The following is a 12,821-nucleotide window of genomic DNA, read 5'->3' as shown; positions in this document are numbered from 1 at the left end:
CTGCCTGAAGCCCGAAGTCTCCGGAAAATCTCGCGCCACAACCCTGTGGCAAAACCTCGTTTGGTTTTAGTATGTTTTGGGCTGCCGACGGCCAACCTGTCATTCGTCGCCCCGCAGCATCCCTACACGTTGGGCTCAAACTGTTCGTCTGGAGCACCTTTCGCGAACGGCTGGTTTTGCGCTCCGCTGCCTCCGGTGCAACCCGCAGCATCCCATGAAGCAACTTGGCCCTGCCGAGCGTCCGCTTCCGGGGAAATGACCATGGAGTTTCGCACCAGCAGCATCTTTGGCGCGGCACCACTTATCCACGACAGCTTTGGGCTGCGTCCTTCCCTTAGCTGAGTATCCATTGGGGTACTGGATTGTGACTTTATCGACTAATTCAGAGACCGAATCATCACCGTGAACTGCAGCGCCCTTCCTGCGCTGGAAGGTTTGTGGCTTTTTCCGAAGCTTGGGGATCCATCCCCTGGATTGACGGAAAAGACCTCTTAAAAGCGCTGATTTGTGCTCTCGACGCATGATTGCCGCCTTGACGCGGTCGGGTCCTTTCGGAAGAAATAACCGCATGGCGTTTATGGCACATATTCTTCGGCTGATCAGGGTGACTGCTACATGTGCAGTGATCATTGTGCTGGGTTTTTCGCTGCCATCCGCCGCGCATACTGTCGCGGGGCACCACGGCAATACGCTGACTGCGCAAAGTGCTAGCAACCACGGCGACGTTGCCGTGATCGCCGCGGCGCAAGACGTTTCCACGGCCGGGGCGCATGATCCCCAGGAGGCGTCGCAAAATGCTGCCGACACTGGAAACTGTTGCCTAGGCGCCTGTATGGCGGTTGGCGTGATCTCCCTGGAGTCGGCGGAAATCGCCCTCAAGCGCCCAGTGCGCTGGCGGCAAGCAGCTTCGCAGCTGCCGTCCCAGCAACTGAACTCCCTGCTGCGTCCTCCGAAAGCCTGAAACATCTGAACCGTTTTTAACGGCCGCTAATCACTCCTGCACATCCATGCAGGAGCCGCGCAGATATTTCTCAGGAAAAACACATGAAATCTCTCTTACTGGCCGGGGCGGGCGCCCTGCTGCTGGGGGCGTGCGCCAAGTCACCGGCGGCGCTGCCCGATACCGCAGACTTGCAACGTGCCGCCGCGCCCTCCGGCCCCTACCGGCCCCTGAATTACCGGTCCCCTTTCAGGGGATTTGAAAACCACACGCCCCGCGGCCCTGCGTCCTGGCGCGGTGTCAACGGGCAGCAGCAGGAGAACCACTGATGACAGCGAAAACTTGGCGCGTTCTTTTGGCGTCGCCCCTGGTGCTGGCCGCCTGTTCGGCGGCGGTGCCGGAGAAATACACCAGCCCGCAGGCCGGGTTTCAGGAGGTCGCCAGCCAAACCGCGGCCGCAATCGGCAAGCGTACCGCCTTTGCCCAGACACAGGCCCAGAACGAGGCGCTGGCGAAAGAAGTCCGGCAGTTGGTGCAGGGCAAGACAATCTCTGCTGATACCGCAGTGCAGGCGGCTCTTCTGAACAATAAAGGCCTGCAGGCGTCTTATGCCGCTGTCGGGCTGTCGGCAGCGGAGGCCTGGCAGCAGATGACGCCGGAGAACCCGGTGGTCTCGATCGGCCTGATGGGGATCGGCGCGCCGGAGCTGGGCCTGTACCGCGCCCTGGAATCCACCATCGCCATGAACCTGCTGGACGTGAAGACCCGCAAGCAGCGCATCGCCGTGGCTGAGACGCAGTTCCAGCAGGCGCAGCTGAACGCGGTGAACGACACGCTGGCGCTGGCCGGGCAAACTCGGCAGGCGTGGATCAACGCCGTGGCGGCCTTTGAGCGGCTGAGCTATCTGCGCCAGGCTGGCGAGACAGCAGCGGCGGGGGCAGAGCTGGCCAGCCAGCTGGGTAGGACCGGCGCGCTGAACAAGGCGAGCCAAGCGCGGGAGTTCGCCTTTAACGCGGAGCTTGCAGGGCAGGTGGCCCGCGCCCGGCTGGAGGCAAAGCTTGCCAAGGAGGAGCTGACCCGGCTGATGGGGTTGTGGGGCAGCGATGCCAATTACTATGTGCCCGATGCGCTGCCGCCGCTGCCCAAATCGCTGAGCAAAGTGTCGGCAATCGAAAAGGCGGCGCTGCAGAACCGGGTAGACCTGCAGGTGGCCAAGCTGGGGCTGGAAGCGCAGGCTCGGGCTTTTGGCCTGACAGACCGGACCCGGCTGGTCACCGACCTGGAACTGATCGCTGGGGCCGAGTCCGAGCGCGAGCGGGAGGACGGGGTGACAGACACCGAAACCCTGCCGCAGCTGGAACTGGAGTTCGCCATCCCGGTGTTCGACACCGGCAAAGCGCGGATGCGTAAGGCGGAGCTGTCCTACATGCAGGCGGCCAATGCGCTGGCGGAACGGGCGGTCACTGTCCGCTCAGAAGCCCGCAGCGCAGAGCTGGCCTATCACTCCTCTTACGAGATTGCGCGCCACTACCGCGACGTGCTGCTGCCGCTGCGCCGGACAATCGAGGAGGAAGGGCTGCTGAGTTACAACGGCATGATCACCAGCACCTTCGAACTGCTGACAGACGTGCGCGAAAAGCTGGCGGGCTCGCTGGAAGCGGCCAACGCCAAGCGCGATTTCTGGCTGGCTCAGGCAAATGTCAGCGCCGCGATCTATGGCGGCGGTGCGGAATCAGCTCCGCAGGGCGCCAGCGCCGAGATCGCTGCCGGCGGCGGCGCAGGCCATTGAAAGGATCAAATGACATGATGAACAGACGTCAAATGCTTGGGGCCGGCGCGGCGGGGGCTGCGCTGGTGTCCAGCCAGGCTTGGGGCAAGACCGCGAACATGGGCCTGCCCGAGGCCGCCAGCATGAACAGCGCGGCAACCCAGCCGCCGCTGGCCCCAACCACCGGGCCGGACTACAACCCGGTGGTCACGCTGAACGGCTGGACGCTGCCGTTCCGGATGAACAACGGGGTGAAGGAATTCCACCTGGTCGCGGAACCGGTCGAGCGCGAGCTGGCCGACGGCATGATCGCCCACCTGTGGGGTTACAACGGCCAGTCCACCGGCCCCACCATCGAGGCGGTGGAGGGCGACCGGGTGCGGATCTTCGTCACCAACAAGCTGCCGGAGCATACCACGGTACATTGGCACGGGCTGATCCTGCCTTCCGGTATGGACGGGGTTGCCGGCCTCAGCCATCCCGGCATCCCGCCCGGCAAGACCTTTGTGTATGAGTTCGACCTGATCAAATCCGGCACCTTCATGTACCACCCGCATGGCGATGAGATGGTGCAGATGGCGATGGGCATGATGGGGATGTTCATCGTGCATCCCAAGGACCCCTCCTTCATGCCCGTCGACCGTGATTTCCTGATCATGCTGAACGCCTTCGACATCGACCCCGGCTCTTATGTGCCGCGGGTGATGGAGATGACAGACTTCAACCTGTGGTGCTGGAACAGCCGGATCTTCCCGGACATCGACCCGCTGGTGGTCAATCAGGGCGACCGGGTGCGGGTCAGGACCGGCAACCTGACCATGACCAACCATCCGATCCACATGCACGGCTACGACTTTGAGGTCACTTGTACCGACGGCGGCTGGGTTCCGCAAAGCGCCCGCTGGCCGGAGGTGTCGATCGACATTCCCGTCGGCGCCATGCGTGCCTATGAGTTCGACGCGGTGCATCCGGGCGACTGGGCGATCCACTGCCACAAGTCCCACCACACGATGAACGCCATGGGCCACGACATTCCGACCTTCATCGGGGCCGACAAGCGCAAGCTGACCGGTCAGATCCGCAAGCTGCAGCCAGAATACATGCCGATGGGCACCTCAGGCATGGCGGATATGGGTGAGATGTCGATGCCGCTGCCCGACAACACCGTGCCGATGATGGCCGGTTGGGGGCCTTACGGGCCGCTGGAAATGGGCGGCATGTTCTCGGTCGTGAAGGTGCGCGAGGGCATCGGCGCAGACGACTACAGCGATCCCGGCTGGTACGAGAACCCGCCCGGCACCCAGGCCTATGAGTGGACCGGACAGCTCCCGGAGACTGCCCGCGTCGAAGACGCGCAGACGCGCATTACCCCCAAACCACCCGTTAAGGGCTGACCAGCCCTTGACCTCAACCAAACCTAATAAGGAAACAAACATGAACAAAGCTCTTTACACCGCCCTTCTTTGCCTACTTCCCGCAGCCCCGGTCTTTGCCGATGGAACACACGGCGGCGGCCATGATGGCGGCATGGAAGTTGGCAAGCCCGGCGACCTGTCCCGCACGGACCGCGAGGTCGCCGTCACCATGATGGAAACCGATGACGGGGAGATGCTGTTTGAGCCTTCCAGCTTTTCTTTTGTTAAGAATGAGACGGTGAAATTTGTGATTACCAACGCCGGTGAGCTGGAGCATGAGTTTGTGCTGGATACGGCAGAGCGTAATGTTCGGCACAAGGCGATGATGGCCGAAATGGAGATGGAACATGATGATCCGAACTCGGTGCGCCTAGATCCGGGTGCAAGCGGAGAGGTCATCTGGACCTTCTCCAATGCAGGCACATTCGAGTTCGCATGCCTGATCCCTGGTCATTATGAATCGGGCATGCACGGGCCGGTTGCCGTGCTGGCTGATAGCGCAGGTAGCTTCACCAAGGGCACGGTAAAAAAGCTCGATACCAAATCTGGCAAGGTTACCATCATCCATGAGGAACTGGTGAACCTGGAGATGCCCGCGATGACCATGGTGTTTCGGGTAGCGGATCAGGCGATGCTGGACCAGCTCGAGGTTGGCGATGCCATCGAGTTCGTTGCCGAGCGGATCCAGGGCAAGCTTACCGTGACGGCCCTGAACTAAGTTAGGCGGGAGGCGGGCCATCCCGCTTCCCGCGTTTTCCAGCAGAGAATTCGATGCCCAAATTTCACAGTCTAGCGCATGATGCAGCGGCGGCACTTGGCTTCAGCTATGACAGCAGCGCGCCGGCCTGGCTGCATCCGGTGATGCATCTGGTGCTGGTTCTCGCCCCGGCACTGCTGGCAGCAACCTTGGCGGTTCAGGCGGCCTTGCTGCTGCGCAGGCATCTTCGGACCGTCGTGTCACCTGATGAAGCGATACCGGGGCAAGCAGCCGGAATTCGGGCCAGCCTTCCGCGCCATATCCTGACCGCCACCGGACGGCAGCAGGCAGTCCTAGTTGTGCTGAGCCTGACCGCCATGCCCACCCTCTACCTGACACTTGAACTGCCCAAGCAGATCGTGAACCGTGTTTTTGAAAGCCAAGACGGGACGGTTGCGGTCCTGGGATATGACCTCCCGCAAATCTCGCTGCTGTTTGTGCTCTGCGGCGCCTATCTGGCGGTTATATCGCTCAACGGCCTCAATAAATACTGGCTGAACATCTGCAAGGGTCGGGTCGCCGAGAGCTTCGTGCGCCGGCTCCGCCTTGCAGTCTACCGCCAGTGGCGACGAAAGCACCCCGCGCAGCGCCAGGCTGCCATCATGCCAGTACTTGGTCCCGAGGTTGAGCCTGTCGGCGGCTTTGCCTCCGAACTGCTGGCAGTCCCGCTGCTTCAAGGCGGAACCCTCGCGACAATCCTTCTGTTCATGTTCGTGCAGGATCCGATCCTCGCGGCTGCTGCGCTCACAGTGCTCCCTTTGCAACTGATCATCGTGCCGCGACTGCAGCGGCGGGTAAATGCGGTATCCCGCAAACGTATCCGCGAGATGCGCCTGCTTGGTAGCCATCTGGACTTGCAACTGCGGGAGTTGGGCTCCGGCGTTCTGCCGGTTGCGCAGAGCTTCCGCCAACTGCAGGATCTGCGACTGCAGATCCACCGGCTGAAATTCCTTGCCAAGGCCATCAACAACTTCCTGACAGCCTTGACCCCGTTCCTGTTCTATTCCCTGGGCGGCTATTTTGTTTTGCAGGAGCGCGTCTCGCTGGGTGCGCTTGTGGCGATGCTATCGGCACACAAGGAGTTTTCCTCACCGCTGAAGGATCTGTTCCGTTTCTACCAGCAAAGCGAGGATGTGCGGATCCGCTACCAGGAAATTCGCGCCTTCGCGGCGCTTTCCGGCGGGATACTGAGACCAGCGCCTGACTTCCAAAGATGAAAGAACTTCTCATGAACAAAATCACCACGATCATTGCTGCTGCGACCTTTGCAGCGGGAGCGACCTATTTCGTACTTCGCAGCGCTGGCGGAAACGATGCGGCCCTGCAGGGTTCCGTTTTGGAATACGGTGCCCCCCTTACGGAGGTTCAGCTGCCGCATGACTTGAGCCAGACTGCAGCAATCGGCAAACGCGCCTTTGATGCGATCTGCGCCGAGTGCCATGGTACGAATGCCGCCGGACGAAACGGGATTGGGCCGCCGCTGGTTCATAACATCTATGAACCATCTCACCATGGTGACGCTGCCTTCCTGCTCGCCGTCCGCAACGGAGTGCGGGCACACCACTGGGATTTTGGCAGCATGCCGCCGCAGCAGGGGCTTACTGATGGCGACGTCAGTGGCATCATCCGCTATGTGCGGGAACTGCAGGAAGCAAATGGTATCCGCTAACTAGGGTCAGGCCCCATTGATTTCCGCTTGGCTGGATGGCTCTCGGTTCGAAAACGAGCGGTGAACATGTCTGATCTTTTCTGGCTGAGGGACGCGCAGGTGGCGCGCCGTGAGCCTTATTTTCCGAAGTCCCACGGCGAACCACGCGTTGATGACGGGCGGGTGCTGAGTGGGATTATCTTCATTAATCGCAGTGGCTTACGATGGCGCGATGCGCCTATAGCATATGGCCCGCAGAACACCCTCTAAAACCGTTGGAAGCGGTGGAGCGACAAGGGCATTTTCGCTCGGATGATGGTCGGCCTGGCCGCCGAGGATGGCGAACAGAAGACCGTGATGATCCCCTCTCATTGATTGCTGCGTAATCAACTGCCGGGCAGTGGACGCGACGTATCTGAAGGCCCACCGGACAGCGACCAGCATGGGCGTCAAAAAGGGGGGCGCGGTAGTCTGATCGGTCGCACCAAGGGCGGCATGAATACCAAACTGCATGCCATCCGCGATAGCCAGGGCCGACCGCTCAACCTGTTCGTCACGGCCGGTCAGGTCAGCGACTACATTGGCGCACGGGCATCGCTGAGCAGCCTGCCTGATGCCGACCGGCTGCTTGGGGACCGCGGATATGACGCTGATTGATTCAGAGATGTGTTGAAAGACAAAGGGATACGCGCATGTAAAAGGATGCTGCGCGCAGGGCGAAAGCCTGCTATGTGACTTGTTATTAGGGGGAAAATTGTGACTACATGACTGAGCTGAACACAATAGAAGAACATGACGCATTTCTTGTTCGGAAATTGCCTCTTTGGGCGAAGTTACGTTTTGTGCGCCACGAGGCTTGGGTGCTCAAGGTCGCAAGGAGAGTGCCTCTCCTGGCTATATTCGCCTTCGGAACGCTGTGGATTTGGTTCTTTTTACCCATGATCCCTGTTGGCATTCTGTCCGTCCTCCTGCTTGAGAAAACGGGTATTTTCGGAGCAATCGTCAACATGGTTCTGGGCATCGGAGTGTTGGTGCTCTTCGCCCCATGGTTCTTTCGTTGGTATTTTATCTGTGCAGGCTTGATGTGGGGGCGCACCAGGATGGCGCAATCTAAAGAGGATGAGGTTTCAGATCGCATTATGCGGCTCACAAGATCGAAAGCCGCACGAGAAACCTGATGATTGCTTTTCAGCCAAATGGTCGATGCAACTAAGGTCGCAAAGTTGTGGCAATCAATCAGGACTGCAAGCGCTCTTAACCTCCAAAACTATCGAACTGAAAAATAAATGATTCTTGCGGCACAAAACATCTTCGCGGCGGCAAAGATCAAACGCCCAACATGCTTTACAGATATTGCTTGATTTTTTATGCGTTGGCCAAAAGAGCCTGGCGCGCTCCCTCTGGGAGTGATCTTTGGGGGAGTTTCCGAACTCCAAGCCGCGCCTGCACCGCAGGGGAAGCGCTTCGGCGCCTAGTCGGCGGTGATCTGCATCACGATGCAGGTGGTGGAGCCGGTGGCATAGAGGCGGCCATCCGCAAGCCCGCGCAGCTCACCATGGGCGACACCGGTCGAGCGCCCGACATGGTCGGTCATCCCGATACATTCGATTTCAGTGCCGAGTGGGATGGAACGCAGGATATTTACCTTGAATTCCAGTGTGGTATACACAGACCCCTTCGGCACGCGGGTCATCACTGCGCAGGCCATGGCGCTGTCCAGCAGGGTGCCGTACCAGCCGCCGTGGACCGTGCCCATTGGATTGGTCACAGCAAATTCCGGGGTGCCGCGAAACACCACTTTGCCTGCCTCGACGCTGTGCAGGTGGTAGCCCAGTGTCTCGCCAATGGGCGGACCGGGCAGGCGACCTGCGAGAATGCCCTGCATGAAGTCCAGCCCGGACATGCCGGTGATGTCCTCGGGGCGCAGCAGGTCGTCCGGGCCGGTCGCGCGGCGCAGAGGGGAAGCGGCTGCGGCGGTGGTGGAGGACGTCTTGGCCGACGTTTCGGGCGTAGTTATGGGTGAGGTCATGCAGAAATCCTGATCCGGTCGGCAAAGACGATGCCCCCGCCGACAGCGGCAGGGGCGACCAGATCAAAGGCTAGGAGGACAGCGGTGGCAGGACAAGCGCTACGCCACGTTCTCCAGCGAGACCGTTGGTGTGATGCCGAGCGCAAAGCAGACATCGCGGGTCAGCTCGGGCCGGTTCAGCGTGTAGAAATGCAGCTTGTCAACGCCGTTGTCCATCAGATCGGAGCAGAGCTCGGTGCACAGCGCCGTGGCAAGCAGGTCCTCGCGCCCATCGCGGATCGCCTTGTCAAACGCATCGTCGATCCAGGCCGGAATATTGGTGCCACAGCGTTTGGCAAAATTGCGCGCGCCCTTCCAGTTTTCGATGGGCAGGATACCGGGCGTGATGCGGCTGGTGTCGATCCCGGCCTTGGCGCAGTCATCGCGAAAGCGCAGGAATGTATCGGCTTCAAAGAAGAACTGGGTCAGCGCCTCATCGGCGCCAGCGTCCAGTTTGCGCTTCAGCCAGTCGACATCTGCACGCGCGCTAGTGGCCTCCGGGTGGCGGTCGGGATAGGCGCCGACGCGGATCGAGAACTGATCGCGTTCTGCCAGCGCCGAGATCAGCTCGACCGAATTGGCAAAACCCTCGGGGTGGGGTTCAAACCCGGCGGAGCCTTTTGGCGGATCGCCACGCAGGGCAACGATTTCGCGCACGCCGGCCTCGGCAAACTGGTCGGCAATCTCCATGGTCTCGGATTTGCTGGCGTTCACGCAGGTCAGATGCGCCGCGACATTGAGACCGGAGGATTTATGCAGCGTTGCCACCGCATCGCGGGTCAGGTCGCGGGTGGTGCCGCCGGCCCCATAGGTGACGGAGACAAAGCGGGGCGCCAGCGGCGCCAGTGTCTGAACCGTATCCCAGAGCCGGAAAGAGGCCTCCAGCGACTGCGGCGGGAAGAATTCAAAAGAGATGTCAGGGGTCGTCATTTTCAAAAGCGCTCCGCATGATTTCATCTCTTGTTGCATAGCGTCTATTGTGAAACAATTTCATAATACTCAAGAACAACATGAGCGACACGATAGATGCACATCGAATTTCGTCACCTGCGCACCATCAAGGCCATACATCAGGAAGGCGGGTTGGCGCGGGCGGCCGATCAGCTGAATATCACTCAGAGCGCGCTGAGCCATCAGATCAAGGGGCTGGAGGATCAGGCGGGGGTCGAATTGTTCCTGCGCCGCTCCAAGCCGATGAAACTGTCGGCGGCGGGGCTGCGGCTGCTGCGGCTGGCGGATCAGGTGCTGCCACAGGTGGAGGCGATGCAGGCGGAATTCTCGGCCCTGCGTGACGGAAACACCGGGCGGATGTATATCGCCATCGAGTGCCACGCCTGTTTTGAATGGCTGTTCCCGGTGCTGGAGGGACTGCGCAAGAACTGGGCCGATGTCGATGTCGATATTCGCCCCGGCCTTGCCTTTGACGCGCTGCCTGCATTGCAGAAGGAGGAGGTCGATCTGGTGGTGTCCTCGGATCCAGAGGTGCTGCCGGGAATCGAGTTTATCGAGTTGTTTGACTATAAACCGGTTTTTGTAGCCTCGGCGCTGCATCCGCTGGCTGAGAAACCCTATGTCGAGGCCGAGGATTTTCGCGGCGAGACCCTGATCACCTATCCGGTGGACAAGGCACGGCTGGATATCTTCAGCCAGCTGCTGACGCCTGCGGGCGTGGAACCTGCCGGCATCCGGCAGGTGGAGCTGACGGCGGTGATCCTGCTCTTGGTGGCGTCGAACCGGGGTGTTTCGGTGCTGCCGGACTGGGTGGTGCGGGAGGTCAAATATTCCTCCGACTATGTGACCCGGCCGCTGACTTCCAAAGGGATCACCCGCAGGCTTTATGCGGCGATCCGCAGTGAAGATCGTGAAAAACCCTATATGCAGGAGCTGATCCGACTGGCCAAGGTGGAGGCGCGCAGGCTGCAACAGCAGTAGTGCGCGAACACTGGCGGTGGCGCAGGGGGCAGAGCAGGGCATACCCATGCGCCTGAGGCATAGCTCTCATGTGTCGTGCTGGTGCGTTCAGGCCCCTATTGGGCCTTGGCAAGCGGCAATCAGGCGCGTATAGGCACGGTTTGACCGACATCTCCCCCTTTTCGCTCAGGAGTCTTTCGCATGATTGGCAGCGCAAACCTCAACATCATGATCAAAGCTGCCCGCAAGGCGGGGCGGTCGCTGGTCAAGGATTTTCGCGAAGTTGAAAACCTTCAGGTGTCGAGAAAGGGGGCAGGCGATTTTGTCTCCAAGGCCGATATCGCTGCCGAGAAGATCCTGAAAGAAGAGCTGATGGGCGCCCGCCCCACTTACGGCTGGCTGGCCGAAGAGGGTGGCGAAGAAGAAGGCGCAGATCCGACCCGCCGCTGGATCGTTGACCCGCTGGATGGCACCACCAACTTCCTGCACGGTCTGCCGCATTGGGCGATTTCCATCGCGCTGGAGCATAAGGGCAAGGTTGTCGCCGGTGTTGTGTATGATGCCGCCAAGGACGAGATGTTCTTTGCCGAAAAAGGTGCTGGCGCCTGGATGAATGACACCCGGATCCGGGTCTCGGGCCGTCATCGCATGATCGAGTCGATCTTTGCGACGGGGCTGCCGTTTGCCGGTCGTTCCGACCTGCCTGCGACCCTGCAGGATCTGGCGCGTCTGATGCCTGCCTGCGCCGGTGTGCGTCGCTGGGGCGCGGCTGCGCTGGATCTGGCCTATGTGGCGGCGGGCCGCTACGAGGGCTACTGGGAGCGCCGCCTGAATGCCTGGGATCTGGCTGCGGGTGTGATCATCGTGCAGGAGGCAGGCGGCCTTATCGAAGCGGTGAACCCCGAGGATGATATCCTTACCTCCGGCGATGTGCTCTGCGCCAATGAGTCGATTTACGACAGCTTTGCCAAGGTGATCCGGGGCTGATGCCGCCCCGGTTTTTTCGCTGGATTTGACGTATTGAAACGCGGCCCCTCGGGTCGCGTTTTTGTTTTGCGGCTGATCCGCGGCGTCTGCCTAGCGGTCAGAGGGGTGATTCACCCCGTCGTGCCAAGGAATGTCACCATAGGTTTCGGCGTGGGTGCGCGGGTTGCCACCGTCGATACAGCCCAGATTGATCCCGCATTCTGCCGGATCGGAACGGCGCTGGTGATAGACGTAGATGCCGCATGTCTTGCAGAAATAGTGTTTCGCCGTATGGCTGCCCCAGGTGTAGAGGCTGAGATTTTCGGCGCCTTTGAGAATGGTCAGGCTGGCGGTACGCGCGGTCACTGCCGCGGCCCCGCGACGGATGCAGAAGGAGCAATTGCAACGGCTGGCTGAGGCGAGCCCGTCAGGCAGCTCGGCTCTGATTACAACGGCGCCGCAATGACAGCTTGCCTGCCAGGGCTGGGCGCCGTTCTGCGGCGTGGCGGAGGTGGATGCGGACATCTGCTGCGGCCCTTTGTTTGAGATTGCGATATCTGGACGGCTACTTGCCCCAGGGGGTGTTGCGCCGGTTGGGGGCGGATGGCCTGCGCTGCACGCGTGGGATGCGGCTGTCGGTATAGCTGACCTCGGGATGAGGTGGATGGCCGTGGGTCTTGCCCCAGTACACCGGCCCGCCGCGCCTGAGCCAGAGCGGTAGTGTCAATACCAGCCCGACGCCGAAACCGCCGGCATGCGCCCAATAGGCGACGCCGCCTGCCTGAGGGTCAGAGCCAATCCCGCCGAGGAACTGCATGCCCAGCCAGACGCCCAGCATGACGAAGGCAGGGATCGAGAAGACGCGGAAATAGATGATCAGGATCAACAGGATATCGACGCGCGCCCGTGGGAACAGCAGTAGGTAGCCGCCCATGACACCGGCAATGGCGCCGGAGGCCCCGACCAGCGGCACCAGCGAGTCCGGGGCACTTGCGACATGGACCAGCCCGGCGCCGATACCGGAAACAAGGTAGAAGGCGAGAAAGGTGAAATGCCCCATCTCGTCCTCCATGTTGTCGCCAAAGATCCATAAAAACAGCATGTTGCCGCCTAGGTGCATCCAGCTGCCATGCAGAAAGGTCGAGGTGAGCAGGGTTTTCCAGTCATAGCCTGCCATGATCTCCGCCGGCAGCAACGCATAGGCGTTGTAGAGCGCGGTCAGGCGGCGCGGGCTGTCATAGCCAAAGTAGGTCAGCGCAAAGATCGCGATATTCGCAACCATGAGCGCATAGGTCACATAGGGCGTGCGCCCGGAGGGGTTGTGGTCACGGATTGGAAACATGGGGGA

The 12,821-nt window shown here is 60.8% G+C and carries 14 protein-coding genes and 1 pseudogene; 11 read left to right on the top strand and 4 right to left on the bottom strand.

Annotated features, from left to right (window positions below):
- Positions 1–568: 568 nt before the first annotated feature.
- From VWY60_RS09525 to VWY60_RS09485, 9 genes and pseudogenes are all read left to right on the top strand, one after another.
- Positions 569–961, top strand: coding sequence for a hypothetical protein (locus VWY60_RS09525; RefSeq protein ID WP_260108715.1), 393 nt, complete (start codon positions 569–571; stop codon positions 959–961).
- Positions 962–1,044: 83 nt separating this feature from the next.
- Positions 1,045–1,269: a hypothetical protein gene (locus VWY60_RS09520; RefSeq protein WP_416540349.1), complete on the top strand. Its 225-nt coding sequence runs from the start codon at positions 1,045–1,047 to the stop codon at positions 1,267–1,269.
- Positions 1,269–2,729 carry a TolC family protein gene (locus VWY60_RS09515; protein WP_416540348.1) on the top strand — a complete coding sequence of 487 codons (1,461 nt, stop codon included), beginning with the start codon at positions 1,269–1,271 and terminating at the stop codon, positions 2,727–2,729. Before VWY60_RS09520 ends, VWY60_RS09515 begins: the two co-directional genes overlap by 1 nt.
- A gap of 14 nt (positions 2,730–2,743) precedes the next feature.
- Positions 2,744–4,102, top strand: coding sequence for a multicopper oxidase family protein (locus tag VWY60_RS09510; protein WP_416540347.1), 1,359 nt, complete (start codon positions 2,744–2,746; stop codon positions 4,100–4,102).
- Between the two features lie 40 nt (positions 4,103–4,142).
- Positions 4,143–4,841, top strand: a complete 699-nt coding sequence (locus VWY60_RS09505) for a copper-binding protein (protein ID WP_416536278.1) — start codon at positions 4,143–4,145, stop codon at positions 4,839–4,841.
- Between the two features lie 53 nt (positions 4,842–4,894).
- The gene (locus VWY60_RS09500) at positions 4,895–6,097 is read left to right on the top strand and encodes an ABC transporter ATP-binding protein (protein ID WP_416540346.1); all 1,203 of its coding nucleotides are present in this window, start codon (positions 4,895–4,897) and stop codon (positions 6,095–6,097) included.
- An 11-nt stretch (positions 6,098–6,108) separates the two neighbouring features.
- Positions 6,109–6,549 carry a c-type cytochrome gene (locus VWY60_RS09495; protein ID WP_416540345.1) on the top strand — a complete coding sequence of 147 codons (441 nt, stop codon included), beginning with the start codon at positions 6,109–6,111 and terminating at the stop codon, positions 6,547–6,549.
- A 66-nt stretch (positions 6,550–6,615) separates the two neighbouring features.
- Positions 6,616–7,182, top strand: a pseudogene (locus tag VWY60_RS09490) (IS5 family transposase); the annotation flags it as partial.
- Positions 7,183–7,292: 110 nt separating this feature from the next.
- Complete coding sequence (locus VWY60_RS09485; protein ID WP_416540344.1) at positions 7,293–7,706, top strand: hypothetical protein; 414 nt, start codon at positions 7,293–7,295, stop codon at positions 7,704–7,706.
- 293 nt (positions 7,707–7,999) lie between these two features.
- On the opposite strand, the gene VWY60_RS09480 is transcribed toward VWY60_RS09485, so the two are convergent.
- Both VWY60_RS09480 and metF read right to left on the bottom strand, forming a co-directional pair.
- The gene (locus tag VWY60_RS09480; RefSeq protein ID WP_416540792.1) at positions 8,000–8,431 is read right to left on the bottom strand and encodes a PaaI family thioesterase; all 432 of its coding nucleotides are present in this window, start codon (positions 8,429–8,431) and stop codon (positions 8,000–8,002) included.
- A 225-nt stretch (positions 8,432–8,656) separates the two neighbouring features.
- Positions 8,657–9,526: a methylenetetrahydrofolate reductase [NAD(P)H] gene (metF, locus tag VWY60_RS09475; protein ID WP_260087554.1), complete on the bottom strand. Its 870-nt coding sequence runs from the start codon at positions 9,524–9,526 to the stop codon at positions 8,657–8,659.
- Between the two features lie 96 nt (positions 9,527–9,622).
- Here metF and VWY60_RS09470 point away from each other — a divergent pair, with 96 nt between their 5' ends.
- The gene (locus VWY60_RS09470) at positions 9,623–10,528 is read left to right on the top strand and encodes a LysR family transcriptional regulator (protein ID WP_260087555.1); all 906 of its coding nucleotides are present in this window, start codon (positions 9,623–9,625) and stop codon (positions 10,526–10,528) included.
- A gap of 180 nt (positions 10,529–10,708) precedes the next feature.
- Positions 10,709–11,494, top strand: a complete 786-nt coding sequence (locus VWY60_RS09465) for an inositol monophosphatase family protein (protein ID WP_340545240.1) — start codon at positions 10,709–10,711, stop codon at positions 11,492–11,494.
- 90 nt (positions 11,495–11,584) lie between these two features.
- Here the strand turns inward: VWY60_RS09465 and VWY60_RS09460 are convergent, their stop codons facing one another.
- Complete coding sequence (locus VWY60_RS09460) at positions 11,585–11,998, bottom strand: GFA family protein (protein ID WP_416536271.1); 414 nt, start codon at positions 11,996–11,998, stop codon at positions 11,585–11,587.
- A gap of 40 nt (positions 11,999–12,038) precedes the next feature.
- Positions 12,039–12,815, bottom strand: a complete 777-nt coding sequence (locus tag VWY60_RS09455; protein WP_340545242.1) for a rhomboid family intramembrane serine protease — start codon at positions 12,813–12,815, stop codon at positions 12,039–12,041.
- Between the last annotated feature and the right edge of the window lie 6 nt (positions 12,816–12,821).

The organism is Phaeobacter sp. JH20_26, from assembly GCF_048056275.1.
GTDB lineage: Bacteria > Pseudomonadota > Alphaproteobacteria > Rhodobacterales > Rhodobacteraceae > Phaeobacter > Phaeobacter bryozoorum.
The sequence above is the reverse complement of the archived record's forward strand: the minus strand, read 5'-3'. Positions and strand labels throughout refer to the sequence as shown.